Here is an 18,985-nt window from a genome sequence, read left to right on the forward strand (position 1 = left end):
GATCAAATTCTAATATCAGGCAAAAAACAGGAGACTCCGAAGGAGTCAAAAAATCAAAATCCAGCCATTTTTTCTATAAACAGGAGATGGCTCTGCCATCTGGAGTATTTCTGGCTCCAAAAACAAAAAAGCCGCAAATAAAACTTTGCGACCTTCCCTTTTAAACTTTTCTACTTTGCGTGAAACCCTTTTACCTTACGCCTCAGCCTTCACCTTGTTATCCTTAAAGAACAAAACAAACAAAACAAGCACCAAAGCAGCAATTCCAGCCGGAACCATCCAGATACTTGTCCAATCCTTCACACCATTCACAGTATACTGATCTGCCACAATACCGGCAATCCAAGAACCAATCCCCATACCGATACCATAAGTAGCAATCGTGATTAATCCCTGCGCAGAAGAACGATATTTCTCCCCTGCTTTACTATCCGTATAGATCTGCCCTGTAACAAAGAAGAAATCATAACAAACACCGTGGAGCAATATTGCCATGTAAAGCAACCACTCACTGCTTGCATCACCATATCCAAAACCGATAAAACGGACAATCCACGCAATCAAGCCAACGATCAATATCCACTTAACGCCAAATTTCCGGAAAGCAAAAGGAATCAAAAGCATGAAAATTACTTCCGAAGCCTGCCCAAGCGACATTTTATTTTCAACATTAGTCATACCCGAATCTGTCAGAGACGGATTGGCCATGGCATAATAAAATGACAAAGGAATACAGATCAGCAAAGAAGAAATAAAGAAAATCGCAAAAGAGCGGTCTTTGAAAAGTTTGAAGGCATCCAAACCCAGAATGTCAGAAAAGGTAGTGCTTGTATTTGGTTTCGGCGGTGTATTGGGAAGGAAAAATGAATAAACACCCAATACAGCAGCTGCGATCATGGAAATCTTAAAGATCATTACACTATCTCCAAAACCATAATATCCGATAATATTAGAAACCACGATCCAGGCCACCGTTCCCATCACCCGAATTGTTGGAAAATCTTTTTCTGTATCCTTCACGTGCTGCATCGCAATGGAAGTCGTCAAAGCCATTGTAGGTGCGAAAGTGATACAGTAAGCCAAAATCACCCAGAAGAATGTGTCAGCGTCTGTAATTCCTGTTATTAAATACAACAAAGCTGCTCCCGCCAAACTTAATACACCTAACACTTTCTGCGCAGCAAAATACCGGTCCGCAATCATCCCCACAAAAAACGGCGCAATGATCATGGCGATAGAAAAAGCAGCATATGCCCCACCTACCTGAACGCCGGTTGCATGCAAAGAATTAAACATATATTTACTCATCTGGCCATACCACGATCCCCAAATAAAATAAAGGAGGAACATCATGGCCATCAATTGATAACGCGTCAAATTTTTCATAAAAAGATTAGGAGTTATTAGATTAAAATACAGCTCGCACTGTGGTAATTTTATTTTTTTTGCAACATCTTCTGAAATTCATTCAGTTTTAAAAGTGCCTCAATCGGGGATAACGTATTTACATCAATTAAGGCCAGATCTTCTTTTAACTTTTCAAGTCTTGGATCGGTTGGCTCGAAAATGCTGAGCTGAAAATTATTTTTCGGCATTTCCTTGATCTTTTTCTGATGTTTATCGGCAACGTGATCTTTTTCCAGGTGATGCATAATTTCACTGGCACGTAACACAATTGGTTGCGGCATCCCGGCAATTTGTGCCACGTGTATACCAAAGCTATGCGCACTTCCGCCCGGTTTCAGCTTTCTTAAAAATATTACCTTATTGTCAACTTCCTTTACGGCAACATTGAAGTTTTTGATGCGTGGAAAATCATCCGAAAGCTGATTTAATTCATGATAATGTGTAGCAAACAAGGTTTTCGGTTTCACCAAAGGCTGATTGTGTAAATATTCGGCAATGGCCCAGGCTATGGAAACACCGTCATAAGTACTCGTTCCCCGGCCAATCTCATCCATCAAAACCAGACTGCGGTCGCTAAGGTTATTCAGGATACTGGCCGTTTCGGTCATTTCAACCATAAACGTACTTTCTCCCCTGCTCAAATTGTCGCTCGCTCCTACCCTCGTAAATATCTTATCAACAATACCAATCGTAGCCGCTTTTGCAGGTACGTAACTTCCCATTTGGGCCATTAAAACAATAAGGGCCGTTTGACGTAACAAGGCAGATTTTCCCGCCATGTTTGGTCCGGTGATTATAATAATCTGCTGCGTTTCATTATCCAGATAAAGATCATTGGGAACGTAACTTTCACCTAACGGCAACTGTTGTTCTATAACCGCATGGCGACCGTCTTTAATATCCAGAATCCTGTCTTCATTGATTACAGGCTTTACATAATTGTTTTTTCTGGCTGTGGTGGCAAAGGAACCCAACGCATCCAGTGTAGAAATGATGGTTGCATTTTGCTGAATGGTACCGACATACTCGGCCGCAGTCAATATCAAAGCTGAAAAAATACGGAATTCAATGGCCGAAATCTTGTCCTCTGCGTTCAGTATTTTTTCTTCGTATTCTTTGAGTTCCGGCGTAATGTATCGTTCGCAGTTGACAAGCGTTTGTTTACGAATCCATTCTTCCGGGACTTTATTTTTATGTGAATTGGTAACTTCAAGATAATATCCAAAAACTCTGTTATAGGCGATTTTAAGTGAAGGAATTCCCGTCCGCTCCATTTCTTCATTTTGAAGCTTCAATAGAAATCCTTTTCCTTCACGGGAAATGGCATGTAATTCGTCCAGTTCCGCGTCAATTCCACTCTTGATCATTCCGCCCTGATTAATCAGCAGCGGCGCATCTTCTCTTAATTCTGTTTCAATTTTATCAATCAAAAAAGTACAAAGATTCAGTTGATCAGCATATTTGTTTAAAACTGCATAGCTGGTATGTGTCGACGCTATTTTGCCCAGGATCTCCTTGATCGGGCCGATTTGTTTCAATGATTTTTTCAGCTGAACCATTTCACGCGGACTGATCCTGCGAACGGCAACTTTTGAAATCAATCTTTCCAGATCCCCGATTTGTTTTAAATATTGGGTGATAGATTCATGCAATTCATCATTGGCAAGAAAAAACTCAACGGTATTCAGGCGCTCCTCAATTGGCAACTTTTCCTTTAACGGTAAAACAACCCATCTTCTCAGCAAACGCGCGCCCATAGGCGTAACAGTTTGGTCCAGAATCTGAATTAAAGGCACACCGCCTTCCTGTTGCGGGAAAACCAGTTCAAGATTTCTGACCGTAAAGCGGTCAAGCCATACGTATTTCTCTTCTTCCAGCCTTGTAACGCGGCTGATATGGCTTACTTCCCTGTGTTCAGTTTCCCGCAGATAATGCAGAATGACACCGGCTGCGATGATACCCATCGACAGATTTTCAATACCAAAACCTTTTAGTGTTGTGGTGCTGAAATGTGTAGTCAGCTGCTCATAACCATAATCATATCCAAAACACCAGTCTTCCAGTTGAAAAGTATGAAACTTACCTCCAAAAAGCTGATTAAATTCCTGTTTGTGTTTTTTACAAAATAATACCTCCGATGGCGTAAAACCCTGAAGCATTTTATCAACATAGGCCGCATTGCCCTGCGACGTCATAAACTCTCCCGTAGAAATATCCAGAAAAGAAATTCCGTACATATCTTCACCACCCACATGCACCGCAGCCAGATAATTATTCCTGCGTGTATCCAGCACATTATCGTTCATGGAAACGCCCGGCGTAACCAGTTCCGTAACACCACGTTTTACAATTCCTTTAGCTGTTGATGGATCTTCCAACTGATCACAAATAGCCACACGCTCACCGGCGCGAACCAGTTTTGGAAGGTAATTATCTAAGGAATGGTGAGGAAATCCGGCAAGTTCTTCATGCGACCCGCCGTTATTTCGACGCGTCAGTACGATTCCAAGTATCTTGGACGCACGTATCGCGTCTTCTCCGAATGTTTCGTAAAAATCGCCAACCCGGAAAAGAAGCAATGCACCGGGGTACTTGGCCTTAATCTGATTATACTGTTTATTAAGCGGAGTTTCTTTTTGTTCCTTTGCCAACTAATATCAATTTTGAAAACAGGATAACTACAAAATTAACCCTTCTATCCGGTTTGGCAAGTCCAATTAGTTGTTTTATCAAGTAAGTACCGATATCAAATCAGGAGCTTACGGACTTCCTGATCTGTAACTTCCCATACGTCTCCCGGTTTAGCTCCGTCTGTACCAAAATCAGCCAGATTAATTTTTCCTATTGCCCAGCGGACCAGACGTAAAGTTGGAAAACCAACGGCGGCAGTCATACGACGCACCTGACGGTTTTTACCTTCATGAAGCGTAATGGAAACCCAGGAAGTAGGAATATTTTTTCTAAAACGGATTGGAGGATTTCTTTCAGGCAGTGTTGGTTCTCCCAATTGGGAAGCTGACGCCGGCAGGGTTTGATAAGATTTCCCGTTGATGGAAATTATCACGCCATCCGCCATTTTTTGGCAGGCTTCGCTGGATATTTCGCCTTCAACCTGAACGTAATAAGTTCTATTATGCCGGTTTCGAGGTTCCAGTAGTTTTGTTTTGAGATAATTATCGTTGGTAAGCAAAAGCAATCCTTCACTATCTGCATCCAGTCTGCCGACGGGATAAATATCTTTTGCAAAATTAAAATCAAGGTCAGCCAAGGTAGCGTGGTCGCCCTCGCGGGTAAATTGCGAAAGCATTCCGAAAGGTTTGTAAATGAGGTAGTAGCTGAACAATAGTAAAATTTATTAAAACTTTATTTGATAAATGATTCCAAGTCAAGAACGAATTCCGGAAGTACATTTTCGCCAGAAAGTTTCACCTTTAATGAATCAAGCCTTGTGATAGATTTATCACCCTTATAAATGTAAACTTTTCCCTCAAAACGGTCAATTAGCCAAGCCAGCTGTACTCCATTTTCAATATATTCTTCCATCTTTTCCAGAAGGTATTTCAGCTCGTCAGATTTAGACCGAATTTCTACAACAAAATCAGGACAAATGGGAGCAAACTTTTCCTTTTCCTCATCATCCAGAGATGCCCATCTTTCATTCTTAATCCAAGATGCATCAGGAGAACGAATTGCTCCGTTTGGTAAAGTAAATCCAGTTGCGGAATCAAATGCTTCTCCTAAACCCCATTTTTCATTCCAAACGAATAAATTACCCAAGACACGGAAATTCAGACTTCCTGTGTAAGAACCAGTCGGTGACATAAGTATAATATTTCCATTTGAGTCTCTTTCGAACTCTAGTGTGTCATTCATTTGGCAAAACTGATAGAAATCTTCTTCACTCATCAATTCTCCCATTCGTAAAGTAACAGGTGTTGGGATGTTCATAACTTAGGTTTTACAAACTGGCATTATCAAAAATACAAAATATTATTGACACTAGATAAGGACGAATATTCCTATTCAATTTCCAGCCAAACAGGACAATGATCCGAATGTACGGCATCATTGTATTGCCTGCTTCCTACAATTCTGTCTTTAATCGAATCGGCTACCGAGATATAATCGATTCGCCAGCCTTTGTTATTTGCCCTTGCCCCTGAGCGGTAAGTCCACCACGAATACTCCTGCAAATCAGGATTCATATGCCTGAAAGCATCGGTATATCCGCTGCCGAACCATTTTGTCATCCACTCTCTTTCTTCCGGCAAAAACCCTGATGACTTCTTATTTCCTTTTGGATTATGGATATCCATTTCCGTATGTGCGATATTGTAATCTCCGCAGATAATTAAATTAGGTCTTGCAACGCGCAGCATATCTACCCAGTTATTGAAATCTTCAAGGAAACTCATTTTTACGCTTTGCCGGATTTCTCCGCTCGTACCGGATGGGAAATAGCAATTCAACAAAGTAATGTCGCCAAAATCAGCACGTAAAATTCTTCCTTCACTATCATAAACCGGCAGGTTAAATCCAAGTGAAACAAAGTCGGGTTTTATTTTTGAAAAAATCGCCACGCCGCTGTAACCCTTCTTTTCAGCCGCATGCCAGCCAATCAGCTCGTAACCCAATGCCGCAAATCCTGAAAGGTCAACTACGTCGGGCGTTGCTTTTACTTCCTGAAAACATAGTATATCAAAAGGTTTATCCTTTAACCATTCCAGCAGGCCATTTTTCAAAGCTGCACGGATTCCGTTGAGATTGTATGTAAGAATTTGCATAAAAACCTGGTTTCAGAAAAAGTGTTAAACAATGAGATAACAGCAATTTATATTCTAAAATATAAATATTTTTTCTCTGGTGTAGCGCGATTCCCACTTACCAGGGTTTTCCATTCCGCCCGATAATAACCAGATATCAAACTTGCCTTTTGGTACTTTTCTCTTGTAAAAAGAAAATGAATATTTATCGTCGTAATATGTTCTTTTTTTCAAAAAATCAGAAAAAGTATTTGGCACTGGAATGGCTGGAAGCAGATTGATATGCCGGTCAGAAACTAAAACAAAATAAGCAGGTTTAGGGTGAACACCTATTTTGGTTTCGAAGGTGATGTATCTGATCGGGATATTTTCATCACCATTTCGTAAACCCAGATTGATATTCAGCTTAGGTGCATATTCCCCCACCTTTTCCGTTTCCGGAATAAGGCGGTTGGCAGCAGGTAATTTGTCAGATTCATACAAGTGAAGCAATCCATCGCTTTCCAGATTTTTAACAAGATTTTTCATCCTGGTCGGGTGGTTCCAGAAAGGTATATCGCCATAATTAAATCCGACAGATAAAAGCGTTGTATAATTTTTCCAGTAATACGCGTCAAGAGATAACTTTTCACGTTGTTCCCTGATACTTCGTATGGAGTAGAAATAACTTACAAAGTTTAAGGCAAGACAACCTATCAGGCACAAACTGAATAATGATAAACTAATGTTTTTGTAATTTTTGACCACCAACATCAGACCAACATAAGCAATGGCCAAAAGCACAACGCCGAAAATCATGTAACGTCTGGAAAAAATATTTCCTCCATACATTAAAAAATTAGCCGCCGGCCTGCTGACAATAAACATTGCCCCGGTGCCCATCAGAAACATAAACGCCCCCAGCAAAAACCAATGGGTCCATGGCCTGTCTTTGCTGAGGAAGATCCTGATAACCCACGCCAGAAAGGCTGCAAATATGCCCATACCCAAAAATACGCACATGACCATATCCTTATAAAAGACTGGCGTAAGCGGATGAGGAATATCCATATACAAAGCATTCCCCCAGAATCCGAATATAAAAATCAGATTGAAAACCGGATGTTCCCAGACTTTCCCCTGACCCGTGGATATAAATTGATAATCAAAAAGGAAATAGAAAAGAATCAGGGCAATTGCTATTCCCATCCATTGAGCCAGTAATTTGTATCGCTTTTGAAAGAAAAGAATAACCCCGCCAATAATCCAGGTCAACATGCCACTGCCACTGATAAACATGGTAACAATGGCCGCCATTACAGCAAAATTCCAGCTTTTCTTATCCGGTTTACCAATAAAATAAACAGTTAACATGGCAAAAAACAGCAGTGGAGTATTCTGGATGGCTGCAATTCCCCAGATAGCATTTTCAAAATATACCAGATTGAAGAGAATATATGGAATCGGAATGAAATAATGCCAGGAAACTTTCTCCTTTTTAAATGCAAGAAAAAAGAGATAAAGGATACCGAGCATGAAAAGATTGCCTAGCATCACCTGCAATTTTATATCAACTGTGCCGGTAAATAATACCATAATGAGCATCACAATCCGCTCAAAAGCAAACCTGTGCTGATTGACCTGTTCAAAAAGTACTTTTGCGGTATTGACAAAACCCGTACCGTTTTTCAGCTTGTAAATCGTTTCCAGAAGATTATAGTCATCTTCATAAGGAATATTGACAACGTGGGCATTGAGAATAATATAGAAGTAGGCAACCGGAACAATTATTAAACCCAATCCGAGAAAATTCCTGAATTTTTTCAGACTATTTGATAAAAATGTAAGTCCGAACAGCAGTGCTAATATTAGTACAAGTACAAAATATTCAAATAAACGGGGGTTTTGTAGAAAGGAATTATCCAATTTTCTTAGTGTTAGAATTAATTTAAATGGCTGATAGAATGAAAATAATCAGTCCACCAGCCATTTTTTATGCGTTTTATCAAAAGTATGCCCAGACAACAATTTGACTATTTCGTTTTTAGAACCATGTCAGTTGTAATCTCCTGATCAAAAGTTATATATCCGGGATAATTGATTGTTTTTCCCGCAAGATCGAGCGTAGGTTTAACCTTCACTACAAACTTCGCTGGTTTAGCATCCGATTTTCCGGTCAGAGTCATTACCATGTTGATAAACTCATCTCTGGTCTGATCATTTGTCAGCAAATTATAAACATTCGCGCTTAATTTCAATGGAACACGGGTACTGCCACTTCCGGGATAAACTTCAATTTTCTGATTAAAAAAACCATTGAAAATTTCAGTATTTGTCAATAACACTTTGTACTCCAACTGATTGACAGCAGCCTTTTTTCTTGTTGGATTATTTATATCCAGGTTAACACGAAGATCCAATGGCACATCCTTACGCAAAAGCGCGAGGCCCAGTTTTGGAAATCTTGCAATGTTCAGATCGCTCATACTTTTGATATTTCTGAATTCATTGATATCAATTCCGGCCAGATAGATACTATCGGCAGACGCAATTTTATACTTACAATCACCGAAAACCTTTGCTTCCGAAACCTGGCGACTTACACCGCAGCCAGTAAAATATAATCCAACAGCGGCCAAAACCGCAACAAACCAAATTCGTTTTTTCATTGTGTGTTTTAATAATTTTTATGCAAGATAAACAGTAGCTACTACAACGCGCATACTTCAAACGGATTATTCTTTTGTCATCACTTTTTTTAAGTTAAAATCTGATAAAGGATTTTCGTTAAAAAAATCGAGTTGCAAGCCATATTCTCAAACTATACCTTTGCAAACTTTTGTATCCACTTTAATCAAAAACAGACTACAATGGCAAGCTGGTATTTAGGAAAAATACGTTACCAAAAAGAAGATGAGGCAGGAAGTCTTAAAACAATTAATGAAGTTTATCTGGTAGACGCGGTGTCCTACACAGAATCAGAAGCAAGGCTTTATCAACAAATCGTAACGGGTGCGAGTGATTTCAGTGTTACCAGCATTACGCGTATGCGCCTGGCCGATTTATTTTCTTACGAAGACGGAGAGAAATGGTTCAAGGCAAAAGTGATCTATTTTTCTGTGGATGAAAAAAGTGGAAAAGAGAAAAAAGTAGTGAATTATATGCTTGTCAATGCCGATGGGATCGATCAGGCTTTGCAGCGGATCACTGAAAGTCTGCGCACGATGCTGATTCCTTATGAAACTACGGACATGAATCTAACGCCAATTCTGGATGTTTTTCCTTATACTGCGGAAGAAGAAACAGGAGAAGAAATCCCTGCAAATATGCGCCCTCTTTCCGAAGTAATGGCGGAAAGAGAAGCGGCACAATAAATAAAAAATGAGCCTAATTCTCAGCCTTTACTTCCGCATAACCGCGGGTAACAGCTAAAAAAGGATTAGGCTCATAACTTTTCAGTTTAAGGATCAGCCCCTTGGAATCCAATTCTGTGAGAAGCTGTTTGTTATTGAAAATATGCGTGTAATCAAATGATACCGGCAGACTTGCAACGCCGTCGATCAGGTCAAATCCGTATAATGGATTAATGCCGAAAGGTGTTTTGGTCAGCCACAATTTATCTTTTGCATCGGAAGTCGGGTATGAAAGTTCGTATTCAATACTTTCCATACCAAAGTCTTTACGGGTATTTCCGGTTGGAATGCAATAGGTACTGAAATCTTCCTTTTGCTGAGCAATTGTTTCTGCATCCGGCTTTAATTCTTCCACCTTTTCGGTCATTTTGAATTTTTTTGCGGATTCGTCAGCGCCGTAATAAACGTATTTCCCATCCTGAAAAGCAAGAATAAAATCAAAAGCTTTTCCGGTATCTCCAAAACTGTTTTCACGTTTAAAACACATCGTTCCGGTCACCGGATCAACATAAATCACAATTTCACCTTTTGTTTTCTTTTCTTTATTTTCAAAAGAATAGGTCAAAGCATGACTAAAATAATACTGTCCTTTTTCAGGTTTCCATTGTGTAGCCCTTTGGTTGGCAACAGTGCTTTTAGGCGTTTGAGCCATTGCGTAACCACCAAAAATAAAAAAGGCGAAAGTCAGATAAACGGATATTTTTCCAGGCATAACATAATATTTATAAATACCTGCAAGCTAGAAAGAGCCTATCAAAAAACCATGATTCCTTTTACAATTTAATAAATTCAACACGGCGGTTATTGGCTTTTCCTTCGGCAGACGTGTTTGGAGAAACGGGAGCAGTTTCACCTTTTCCATCGGTTTCCAGTCTTGATTTATCAATTGCAAAATCTTTTGAAAGTGCTTCTTTAACCGCTTCTGATCGTTTTTTTGACAAAGCAAGATTTCCGGCATCATCACCATCCGAATCTGTATGGCCAATTACTTTCACTTTTACGGTTGCATTTTCGCTCAAAACATTGGCAATATCTTTCAATACGCCATACGATTCCGGTTTGATATTGGCTGAATTTACATCGAAAAGAATTCCGGTTGTCGAGAATTTCCCTTCCGTAATCAGTTTGTTTCGCGTGTCAGGTGCGCCGACGGCAAGTCTGAGATTTGAAATAAAATACCGGTCGGTTTCTACATGATATCCCTGATTACTGAAAGCGATAAAATTATAATTGGTGGCAGGATTAAATGCTTTTGGAAGATCCCAGACTTTGTAATCATCCACATATAACCGAAGCCGCGACTTTTGACGCCAGATCGAAACTTTAACAACATTGTGATCCGGAACATGAAACGCAGGAAAACTTTTTTCGTTTTTCATAATCGACTCGGCGGGACCTTCAAAAACATTGAAATTAGCTATTCCCTGCTGACCGCCGGCGTCTTTTGGATGCAGGCCCAACTCCAGGCCTTTTTGTTTGTCACCATCGAACCCTTTCCAGATTGAAAAACTCTTTGCCGGATTGGCAACCTCGGCAAAAATGGTACGGACTACACCGGAATAAAAACTAAAATCAGAAGTAGTAGCCAGGTTAAATTCCAATGTAAAATTCTCAGGAAGTTTGGTTACAAATTCCGGATAAAAAACTCCTTCCGGACCAAGCATTAACCATTTTCCTTCGGTACCGGCAATTGTGACTACTTCACCTGCGGAATTTGTATTCCACTTCGCAGGAAAATCGCCAACGGCATCCTGGGAAAAATCTTCAATGGCTACCACTTTTTCGCCTGGAACAAAATCAAACTTGCTATATGATTTCAGTGTTGGTTTTGCATTATTGCCAACAGCGACGGATTCTGATTCCGTTGCAGCAGTATTGTCGATTTTATTTGAAGTATTTGCAGATTGTTCGATTTTTCCGGCAGATGGCTCTTCTTTTGTTTTCTTATCCTTTTTCTTGAAAAGACCACCAATTCCTTCTTCAACTTTATCGAAACCCTTGTCAATGGTTTGATTTACTTTCTGGTTTGCACGATTTTCTGCCTGCCTTTCAGCAACCTTGCCTGGATCAGTGATCCGGATCTGAGCTTTTGTCATATAGGAACAGCAAGTCAGAATCAATAGAAATTGTAGTTTTATATACATGATTATCAATAGTTTATTTATCTAAACTGAGCCTCATAATTATAAACTTACGAAATATGTCATTCAGTTTCAGAGATATTGTGTAACCGGTAATGACACATTCCTGAACAATCTGTCGTGTCGATTTCGCAGAAGATCGTAAATTGCGGCGCATTAGTTTATATCGCATGATTTTCAATTTCGAAACCAGAACCGTCGTATTACAGGAAGGCCGCAGAATTTATTTTTCCTCCGATTTTCACCTTGGCGTTCCCACGGTTGAAAAAAGCCGAGACCGGGAAAGAGTGCTTGTGAAGTGGCTGGAATCTATTGAACATGATGCTCAGATCATTTTTCTGGTAGGTGATATTTTCGATTTCTGGTTTGAATACGGACACGTCGTTCCAAAAGGTTTTGTCCGGTTATTAGGCAAGCTGGCTGAACTTTCAGACCGTGGTATCGAACTTATACTTTTTACCGGAAATCATGATATGTGGATGTTCGGTTATCTGAAAGAAGAAATTGGCGCGACCATTTTCAGAAATCCTGTAAACTTTGAAATTACCAGTTCTGACGGTATAAAAAAATCACTTTTAATTGGACATGGAGACGGACTTGGTCCTGGCGATAAAGTTTATAAAATTCTGAAACAGATTTTTGAAAACTCATTCTTCCAATGGATCTTCCGGATCGTACATCCGGATATTGGTATGTGGATAGCCTCTCAATGGTCAAAAAGAAGCAGGATTGCCAATATTAAAAAAGGCGAAGAAGTGTTTGTGAGCGAAGATTACGAGTGGCTGCTTCACTATTGTAAGGATGTTGAAAAAGAACAACATCACGATTACTACATCTTCGGGCACCGGCATCTGGTACTCGACCTGGCGGTGAATGCTAACAGCCGATATATAAATCTGGGAGAATGGGTTACCAAACAAACCAGACAGGCCTACGCCGCTTATGATGGAGAAAAAGTAATACTTAAAGAATTTAAATAGATTTCAGGTCTACTTTTTAACTTCCTTTTTAAGCTGATCGAACTGCGTTTTATCATTCATCACATCATATTTATTGATACTTTCCGGCGGCGTATCATTCAATACCTTTCGCCATTCCTGCTGTTTCAGATCACCGTTTTTGACTGATTTAATAAACTTCGCTATGCGGAACGGATCCAGGAAAGGGAAAGTAGTTGCAAAACCTTTACCAGCAGCAGATTCCCGGCCAAACATCAGCTGATCCATTGAATACCGGTAATTCGTTTGCGCATTATTGGCCACCTGCTCCGATAATCTTCTGATGTATTGCGGATCCGTACTTTTTGCCAACGCGTCCCGATCTGCCTGATCAGGTAATTTTAAAGCTAAAAATGCCTTTTTGAATTCCTCCTCACTGCTGTACGGATAAATCTTGACTTCGGATAACATCATTACATCCTCCTGCAAGGAAACAATAGCCGAATAAGTATCTGCATTGTAGTTTTTTGGAATAATATGGTACTGCTTTTTATATCCTACGTAACTGTAAACAATACTATCGCCTGGAAAAACAGCGATCGTGAAAGAGCCGTCGCGATGTGCCAGCGTACCGGTTCCTGCTTTTGGAATGTAAATATAGGCTCCTGGCAAGAGGTCAGTTTTTTTTCCACCTACAACGACACCTGAAAAAATAATTGCCTTTTGTTCTCCCTGAGCAAAAACGTTTTGCGCATAAAATAGCACTGCAAAGCACACCCAAAATAGCAAACCCTTATTTTTCATTTGTTATCGGTATTTATTTCAGCGCTGGAAATAAATGACCAGACGATCCGGACAAACTTACAAATTCTACTTAAAAGTAACGATAGGGCACAAAAAAATTCAGCCTTTCGGGCTGAATTTTAAGATACTTTAACATTTGTATCAGTTGTTATTTTCATCCTTTTTAGGGTTCTCAAATTCTTCGTTTTTCTTGATAACATCCTGTCTGGTAATGCTTTCACGAGGCGCGTTATTAAGATCTTTTCTCCATTCCTTTTGTTTCAGATCACCTCTTTTAACCGACTTGATGAAGTTGGCCCAGGCAAATGGGTTCAGGAATGGAAAGGTTGTGGCAAAACCCTTCCCCGCCGCAGATTCACGACCAAACAGTTGCTGATCCATCGTATAACGATAATTGGTCTGTGCGTTGTTTGGAACCTGAGCAGCCATCCGGTTGATATAATCAGGATCTGTACTTCGCGCTAAAGCATCCCGGTCTGCCTGATCTGGTAATTTCAAAGCCAGAAATGCTTTTTTGAAATCCTCTTCGGTAGCATATGGATAAATCTTAACCTCTGAAAGCATGGTTACATCTTCCTGCATCGCTACGATGGCGGAATACGTATCGGCATTATAACTTCTAGGTATAACGTGGTATTGCTTTTTGTATCCTACGTAGCTGTAAATAATACTATCGCCAGGAAAAACCGGGATTGTAAAATTACCTCTGCTGTCTGCCAGTGTTCCTTTACCGGCTTTTGGTATAAAAATATAGGCACCTGGTAAACGATCAGTACTTTTTCCACCAACCACTACCCCGGTAAAAATAATTGCCTTCTGCTCACCTTGTGCAAAAATCTCCTGCCCACATAACACGCTTGCGAGTATAGCAAAATATATTAGAAATCGTTTTTTCATTCTTAAATTTCGTTTTCCGGCCCCGGAACATCGTTTCCTGCGCCTTTAAGGGTTATAGGTTGATTAAATGACTTTAATATATTATAAAATTACTTCAATATAATCTTCTGTATTTTTAAAAGAACTGTTCCTTTACTTAAAAACGCCTGATGCTCTGATGCATTGCCTGCGCAGGAAATTAATTGGACGATCAGGAAAACAATTTGAGAAATGTTACAATAAATGGTGCTGAAAGCAACAATCCATCAAAACGGTCCAAAAATCCACCATGACCCGGAATACTGTTTCCAGAATCTTTAATTGCTATACTACGCTTAAATAATGACTCAACCAAATCTCCATAGGTACCAACCACTACGATAATCCCGCCGATACAATACCATTTCCACGGTTCGAAGGTACGGAAATAATGACCGAGCACAAAAGCAATAAGTGCAGCAAAAGCAGCGCTACCCATGGCCCCTTCCCAGGATTTTTTAGGAGAAATACGTTCAAAAAGTTTCCGTTTCCCGAAATTTGTTCCTGCAAAATATCCGCCGATATCAGAAGCCCAAAGCAAAAGCAGACTTCCTAAAACGATCTCGTAGTTGTAAGTCCCTCCACGCATGGCCATTACAATGATCAATGAAAATGGCAGTGCTACGTAAATTATCCCTAAAAAAGTAAAACCAATATTTGTAAATGGTTTTAAATCATTCTTTTTATAAAGTTTGATAAAAAAGATCATCGACAGCAAAGGACTTATCAGGAAGTAATTTTCGAAAGAAACGAGGTCCTGCTCTATAAGGTACGCCAATAACATCATAACTGTGCCACAGAAAGTACCATAATATGTTAATGGCTGATTTCCGTCGAGGCCCAGCAGCTTGTAAAATTCGAGTTGTGTGAGCGAGCTGATGGTACAAAAAAGCAATAGAAAACTCCATTCGCTGTACAGAATACAGCCAAGAATGATTACAAACCCTATTAATCCGGTAATGGTCCGCTGCTGTAAATTACTCAGATTCTGTAAGGGAGTCTTCATTAGATAGGATGGTTTGCGCCCGAACAAATTCAGTCATAGGAACATGTACTTCAAACTGCCCCAAAATAGGATAAACACTATCCTGCTTGTTGAGAATGACAGCAGCAATTTCATTTTGTTCCAATATTTCCCTAGCAATTTCCGCCCTTATCATTTGTTTGGTATTGTATACCTTACCCCAATTATCATCCATAAAAATTCGCCCTGCAAATACTGTGTTAATTATCTAAGTTATTATTGATTACCCGTTCTCAAAACCGGCTTTGTACCGCTCTTTTTTCTTATCTCATATATGATACCAATGGTCAAAACTGCTGAGGCTATCATCGCAGCGACAGGCATCACTTCTTTTTCTTCAATATCAATATCAAGCACTTTTATATTCCGGAGAAACATCATAACCAGGATAAATCCGTTGTTAATAAAATGAGCCAGTATCGAAATAGAAAGCCTTCCGGACCAGAAATAAAGATATCCAAACAGTGCACCCAAAATCATGCGTGGCAAAAATCCAAAAAACTGAAAATGGATTGCACTGAAAATGGCAGCTGAAACCCATATCGCCACATGCGGATTTATCCAATGTTGTGCAAGTTTACGCTGTATAATTCCACGAAACAAGACTTCTTCACCAACAGCCGGAAGAAGTACCACCACAATAAGTGCAATGATCAGCTGACCGACCTGGGTATAGCTGGTCATAAAACTGGTCAGCATCGCATTCTGGTCTTCCTTATCCCGCATCCAGTTTTCAATGCCGGACAATGAATCCGGGAATGTCATTTTGGAATTCAAATCTATAAAAAAGCTATTGACAGGAATAAAAACCAAAACTAATATGCAGACAAGAAACCAGATTGAGGCAACAGGTTTATTCTTAAAATTGAAATCCTGAAAACCTTTCTTCTCCATGTAAAACCAATACAAAAGCGAAGGAAGAAGATAGGAGAAAAAATGAACTGTTCCCTGCAAAACCATCATTAAAAGCCATCCATTGGGCACTTTTTCAGGTTCTGCAAAAAGTGTGGTTAACAAACCGGTAATACTATTTGCATCCGAAGATGTTAGCAAAGCAAGGATCACAATTGCCAGGATATTACCAACAGCCATTCCAATAAGCACGAAACCAACCAAGACCAACAAACCTCCCAACGTACCGGGCACTCGTGTATGTACCAAATTTGAATAACTTTTTTGCATAATTGGTGTAAATTTACAGCTAATTATGAATTTAAAAATATTGAGTGATTGTTGAGCTGTAAGATTAAGTGAATAAAAGACTTATAAAATCTGTTCCCACAAGCATCTCAAATCTGTGAAAATGATAAAAATCGGCAAAATAGAACTGGGAGATTTCCCGCTGCTGCTTGCTCCCATGGAAGATGTGAGCGACCCGCCTTTTCGTGCGGTGTGCAAGGAAAACGGGGCGGATTTGATGTATACCGAATTTGTTTCATCCGAAGGTTTAATTCGTGATGCTGCGAAGAGCGTACAAAAACTGGATATTTTTGAATATGAAAGACCGGTTGGTATTCAGCTTTTTGGAAGCGATGTGGAAACGATGGGCGCTTGTTCCGAAATAGCGTCCCGCGTTAATCCGGACCTGATTGATATTAATTATGGCTGCCCGGTAAAACAGGTTGCCTGCCGTGGAGCCGGTGCTGCATTATTACAGGATATACCAAAAATGGTGCGCATGACGGACGCTGTTGTGAAATCTACCCATTTGCCAGTGACTGTAAAAACGCGTCTGGGCTGGGATGAAAGTACTAAGAACGTTCAGGAAGTAGCGGAAAGATTACAGGATATAGGTATTCAGGCGCTTTCAGTCCATGGAAGAACCCGCGTGCAGATGTATAAAGGTGAAGCCGACTGGACTTTGATTGCTAAAATAAAAGACAATCCGCGTATTACGATTCCGATTTTCGGAAACGGCGATGTGGATAGTCCGGAAAAAGCACTGGAATATAAAAACCGTTTTGGTGTCGATGGAATCATGATCGGACGTGCGACGATTGGAAATCCCTGGATTTTTAATGAAATAAAACATTTTGTCAAAACAGGTCATAGACTGGCACCTCCTACCCTTGCGGAACGTGTGGCCGTTTGCCGCCGCCATCTCGAATTCTCCATTCGCTGGAAAGGTCCGATAGCCGGTGTTTTTGAAATGCGCCGTCATTATACCAATTATTTCAAAGGGCTGGAAAACTTCAAACCTTTCCGTATGCGCCTTGTCGAGGGCATGTCTTATGAAGAGCTGGATCAGATCCTTAATGAAGTTGTACAGGAATTCAGTGAAGTATTATGCTAAAAGTAAATGTAGGCGGCAAATCCGTAGATGGTGTTTTATCCGGTGAAATTTCAACTTTTGAAATTGATCAGCAAAAAGGTTTGTGGTCGGTCGGAGAAAATATTTTCGATGGTGATATTGTGAAGATTAGCCAGAATCAATATCATGTTTTATGGCAAAACCGGTCCTACAATGTTGAAGTTCTGGAAACGGGCATCGCCGGCAAAACTTACAAGCTCCTTATTAACGGACAACTATTCGAAACGTCAGTAAAAGATCAGTTTGATCTGCTGCTGGAAGGATTGGGTATGCAGGCCAGCATCAGCACAAAAATAAATAATCTTAAAGCACCAATGCCCGGACTTATCCAGTCTATTGCCGTTGAACCTGGCCAGGAAGTGCACAAAGGAGAGACTTTACTGGTATTGGTGGCGATGAAAATGGAGAATATTATCAAATCCCCTGGTACCGGAATTGTGAAAACTTTGAAAATTACAGCCGGGCAAATCGTAGAAAAAAACCAGGTATTGGTAGAGTTTCAATAAAATGCTTGGTAATCTGAGCTGCCTACACTTATTTTTACAGAAAAAACACCAACAAACAAATCATGCCCGAACCTAAATACAAACGTATCCTTCTCAAACTTAGCGGAGAAGCACTCAACGGTGGAGATAAAACACAAGTAATCGATTTTAACATTCTGGATAGTTATTCGTCAGAAATCAAACGAATTGCGGAAGTAGGTGTACAAATTGCTATTGTGATTGGCGGAGGAAATATTTTCCGTGGCGCATCTGTTGAAAAATCAGGAATTGACCGGGTACAGGGCGACCATATGGGCATGCTGGCCACTGTAATCAACGGGATGGCAATTCAAAGTTCACTTGAAAAACATGGCATGCGGACGCGCCTGATGTCTGCCATTAAGATGGAACAGGTTTGCGAACCTTTGATCCGCCGACGGGCAATACGTCACCTGGAAAAAGGACGTATCGTGATTTTTGGTGCAGGAACCGGTAATCCCTATTTCACAACCGATACCACAGCAGGTCTGCGCGCGATTGAATCAGAATCCGAAGTGGTTTTGAAAGGTACACGTGTTGACGGTGTTTACACAGCAGATCCTGAAAAAGATCCTACGGCAACAAAATATACCTCACTTACTTTTGATGAAGCATTGTCGAGAAATCTGAAAATTATGGATTTGACTGCCTTCACGCTTTGTAAAGAAAACAATGTACCCATCATCGTTTTTGATATGAACAAAACCGGCAATCTTTTTGACCTTGTGATGGGTGGAGAAGTTGGGACTTTGATATCGAATTAATA

General features: G+C 40.2%; 19 protein-coding genes. 5 read left to right on the forward strand and 14 right to left on the reverse strand.

Translation table 11 applies throughout. From position 1 onward, the window contains the following. Positions 1 to 195: 195 nt before the first annotated feature. From LXL81_RS20665 to LXL81_RS20695, 7 genes are all read right to left on the reverse strand, one after another. Positions 196 to 1,386 carry a nucleoside permease gene (locus LXL81_RS20665; RefSeq protein WP_234648663.1) on the reverse strand — a complete coding sequence of 397 codons (1,191 nt, stop codon included), beginning with the start codon at positions 1,384 to 1,386 and terminating at the stop codon, positions 196 to 198. A gap of 50 nt (positions 1,387 to 1,436) precedes the next feature. Further along, positions 1,437 to 4,058: a DNA mismatch repair protein MutS gene (gene mutS, locus LXL81_RS20670; RefSeq protein WP_234648664.1), complete on the reverse strand. Its 2,622-nt coding sequence runs from the start codon at positions 4,056 to 4,058 to the stop codon at positions 1,437 to 1,439. A 95-nt stretch (positions 4,059 to 4,153) separates the two neighbouring features. Further along, positions 4,154 to 4,750 carry a pseudouridine synthase gene (locus LXL81_RS20675; RefSeq protein ID WP_255713828.1) on the reverse strand — a complete coding sequence of 199 codons (597 nt, stop codon included), beginning with the start codon at positions 4,748 to 4,750 and terminating at the stop codon, positions 4,154 to 4,156. A 20-nt stretch (positions 4,751 to 4,770) separates the two neighbouring features. After that, positions 4,771 to 5,355 (reverse strand): Uma2 family endonuclease, encoded by a 585-nt coding sequence (locus LXL81_RS20680; RefSeq protein ID WP_234648666.1) that lies wholly within the window; start codon positions 5,353 to 5,355, stop codon positions 4,771 to 4,773. 71 nt (positions 5,356 to 5,426) lie between these two features. Then, the gene (locus LXL81_RS20685) at positions 5,427 to 6,191 is read right to left on the reverse strand and encodes an exodeoxyribonuclease III (protein ID WP_234648667.1); all 765 of its coding nucleotides are present in this window, start codon (positions 6,189 to 6,191) and stop codon (positions 5,427 to 5,429) included. 54 nt (positions 6,192 to 6,245) lie between these two features. Beyond that, complete coding sequence (locus LXL81_RS20690; RefSeq protein ID WP_234648668.1) at positions 6,246 to 8,075, reverse strand: hypothetical protein; 1,830 nt, start codon at positions 8,073 to 8,075, stop codon at positions 6,246 to 6,248. 107 nt (positions 8,076 to 8,182) lie between these two features. Further along, entirely contained in the window at positions 8,183 to 8,818 is a 636-nt protein-coding gene (locus LXL81_RS20695) for a hypothetical protein (protein WP_234648669.1), read from the reverse strand. 201 nt (positions 8,819 to 9,019) lie between these two features. Here LXL81_RS20695 and LXL81_RS20700 point away from each other — a divergent pair, with 201 nt between their 5' ends. Beyond that, the gene (locus LXL81_RS20700) at positions 9,020 to 9,523 is read left to right on the forward strand and encodes a DUF4494 domain-containing protein (protein ID WP_234648670.1); all 504 of its coding nucleotides are present in this window, start codon (positions 9,020 to 9,022) and stop codon (positions 9,521 to 9,523) included. A gap of 13 nt (positions 9,524 to 9,536) precedes the next feature. Here the strand turns inward: LXL81_RS20700 and LXL81_RS20705 are convergent, their stop codons facing one another. Then, on the reverse strand, positions 9,537 to 10,274 hold the full coding sequence (locus LXL81_RS20705; protein WP_234648671.1) for a hypothetical protein: 738 nt from the start codon (positions 10,272 to 10,274) through the stop codon (positions 9,537 to 9,539). 61 nt (positions 10,275 to 10,335) lie between these two features. After that, positions 10,336 to 11,706, reverse strand: coding sequence for an OmpA family protein (locus LXL81_RS20710; protein WP_234648672.1), 1,371 nt, complete (start codon positions 11,704 to 11,706; stop codon positions 10,336 to 10,338). Between the two features lie 167 nt (positions 11,707 to 11,873). Between LXL81_RS20710 and LXL81_RS20715 the strand changes: the two genes are divergently transcribed. Continuing rightward, a complete protein-coding gene (locus LXL81_RS20715) occupies positions 11,874 to 12,683 on the forward strand; it encodes a UDP-2,3-diacylglucosamine diphosphatase (protein WP_234648673.1) in 810 nt (269 codons plus the stop codon). Between the two features lie 9 nt (positions 12,684 to 12,692). On the opposite strand, the gene LXL81_RS20720 is transcribed toward LXL81_RS20715, so the two are convergent. The 5 genes from LXL81_RS20720 to LXL81_RS20740 all read right to left on the reverse strand — a co-directional run bounded on the left by LXL81_RS20720 (position 12,693) and on the right by LXL81_RS20740 (position 16,566). Then, on the reverse strand, positions 12,693 to 13,445 hold the full coding sequence (locus LXL81_RS20720; RefSeq protein WP_234648674.1) for a carboxypeptidase-like regulatory domain-containing protein: 753 nt from the start codon (positions 13,443 to 13,445) through the stop codon (positions 12,693 to 12,695). Positions 13,446 to 13,586: 141 nt separating this feature from the next. Further along, positions 13,587 to 14,342: a carboxypeptidase-like regulatory domain-containing protein gene (locus LXL81_RS20725; RefSeq protein WP_234648675.1), complete on the reverse strand. Its 756-nt coding sequence runs from the start codon at positions 14,340 to 14,342 to the stop codon at positions 13,587 to 13,589. A gap of 190 nt (positions 14,343 to 14,532) precedes the next feature. Then, positions 14,533 to 15,366, reverse strand: coding sequence for a phosphatidate cytidylyltransferase (locus tag LXL81_RS20730; protein WP_137340242.1), 834 nt, complete (start codon positions 15,364 to 15,366; stop codon positions 14,533 to 14,535). Beyond that, a complete protein-coding gene (locus LXL81_RS20735) occupies positions 15,338 to 15,559 on the reverse strand; it encodes a putative signal transducing protein (RefSeq protein ID WP_234648676.1) in 222 nt (73 codons plus the stop codon). Before LXL81_RS20735 ends, LXL81_RS20730 begins: the two co-directional genes overlap by 29 nt. A 41-nt stretch (positions 15,560 to 15,600) precedes the next feature. Next, positions 15,601 to 16,566, reverse strand: a complete 966-nt coding sequence (locus LXL81_RS20740) for a CPBP family intramembrane glutamic endopeptidase (protein WP_234648677.1) — start codon at positions 16,564 to 16,566, stop codon at positions 15,601 to 15,603. A gap of 121 nt (positions 16,567 to 16,687) precedes the next feature. Between LXL81_RS20740 and dusB the strand changes: the two genes are divergently transcribed. The 3 genes from dusB to pyrH all read left to right on the forward strand — a co-directional run bounded on the left by dusB (position 16,688) and on the right by pyrH (position 18,983). Further along, a complete protein-coding gene (gene dusB / locus LXL81_RS20745) occupies positions 16,688 to 17,677 on the forward strand; it encodes a tRNA dihydrouridine synthase DusB (RefSeq protein ID WP_234648678.1) in 990 nt (329 codons plus the stop codon). Beyond that, positions 17,671 to 18,201 carry an acetyl-CoA carboxylase biotin carboxyl carrier protein subunit gene (locus LXL81_RS20750; protein ID WP_234648679.1) on the forward strand — a complete coding sequence of 177 codons (531 nt, stop codon included), beginning with the start codon at positions 17,671 to 17,673 and terminating at the stop codon, positions 18,199 to 18,201. The genes dusB and LXL81_RS20750 overlap by 7 nt, the downstream gene beginning before the upstream one ends. 62 nt (positions 18,202 to 18,263) lie before the next feature. Then, a complete protein-coding gene (gene pyrH / locus LXL81_RS20755; RefSeq protein WP_234648680.1) occupies positions 18,264 to 18,983 on the forward strand; it encodes a UMP kinase in 720 nt (239 codons plus the stop codon). The last annotated feature ends 2 nt before the right edge of the window (positions 18,984 to 18,985 follow it).

The organism is Dyadobacter sp. CY356 (assembly GCF_021440195.1).
Classification (GTDB): domain Bacteria; phylum Bacteroidota; class Bacteroidia; order Cytophagales; family Spirosomataceae; genus Dyadobacter.

Bases quoted from the DNA above. Each gene is read 5' to 3' on its own strand.
- LXL81_RS20665 (WP_234648663.1), bottom strand. From the start codon at position 1,386: ATGAAAAATTTGACGCGTTATCAATTGATGGCCATGATGTTCCTCCTT.
- LXL81_RS20680 (WP_234648666.1), bottom strand. From the start codon at position 5,355: ATGAACATCCCAACACCTGTTACTTTACGAATGGGAGAATTGATGAGT.
- LXL81_RS20685 (WP_234648667.1), bottom strand. From the start codon at position 6,191: ATGCAAATTCTTACATACAATCTCAACGGAATCCGTGCAGCTTTGAAA.
- LXL81_RS20695 (WP_234648669.1), bottom strand. From the start codon at position 8,818: ATGAAAAAACGAATTTGGTTTGTTGCGGTTTTGGCCGCTGTTGGATTA.
- LXL81_RS20700 (WP_234648670.1), top strand. From the start codon at position 9,020: ATGGCAAGCTGGTATTTAGGAAAAATACGTTACCAAAAAGAAGATGAG.
- LXL81_RS20705 (WP_234648671.1), bottom strand. From the start codon at position 10,274: ATGCCTGGAAAAATATCCGTTTATCTGACTTTCGCCTTTTTTATTTTT.
- LXL81_RS20710 (WP_234648672.1), bottom strand. From the start codon at position 11,706: ATGTATATAAAACTACAATTTCTATTGATTCTGACTTGCTGTTCCTAT.
- LXL81_RS20715 (WP_234648673.1), top strand. From the start codon at position 11,874: ATGATTTTCAATTTCGAAACCAGAACCGTCGTATTACAGGAAGGCCGC.
- LXL81_RS20720 (WP_234648674.1), bottom strand. From the start codon at position 13,445: ATGAAAAATAAGGGTTTGCTATTTTGGGTGTGCTTTGCAGTGCTATTT.
- LXL81_RS20725 (WP_234648675.1), bottom strand. From the start codon at position 14,342: ATGAAAAAACGATTTCTAATATATTTTGCTATACTCGCAAGCGTGTTA.
- LXL81_RS20730 (WP_137340242.1), bottom strand. From the start codon at position 15,366: ATGAAGACTCCCTTACAGAATCTGAGTAATTTACAGCAGCGGACCATT.
- LXL81_RS20735 (WP_234648676.1), bottom strand. From the start codon at position 15,559: ATGGATGATAATTGGGGTAAGGTATACAATACCAAACAAATGATAAGG.
- LXL81_RS20740 (WP_234648677.1), bottom strand. From the start codon at position 16,566: ATGCAAAAAAGTTATTCAAATTTGGTACATACACGAGTGCCCGGTACG.
- dusB (WP_234648678.1), top strand. From the start codon at position 16,688: ATGATAAAAATCGGCAAAATAGAACTGGGAGATTTCCCGCTGCTGCTT.
- LXL81_RS20750 (WP_234648679.1), top strand. From the start codon at position 17,671: ATGCTAAAAGTAAATGTAGGCGGCAAATCCGTAGATGGTGTTTTATCC.
- pyrH (WP_234648680.1), top strand. From the start codon at position 18,264: ATGCCCGAACCTAAATACAAACGTATCCTTCTCAAACTTAGCGGAGAA.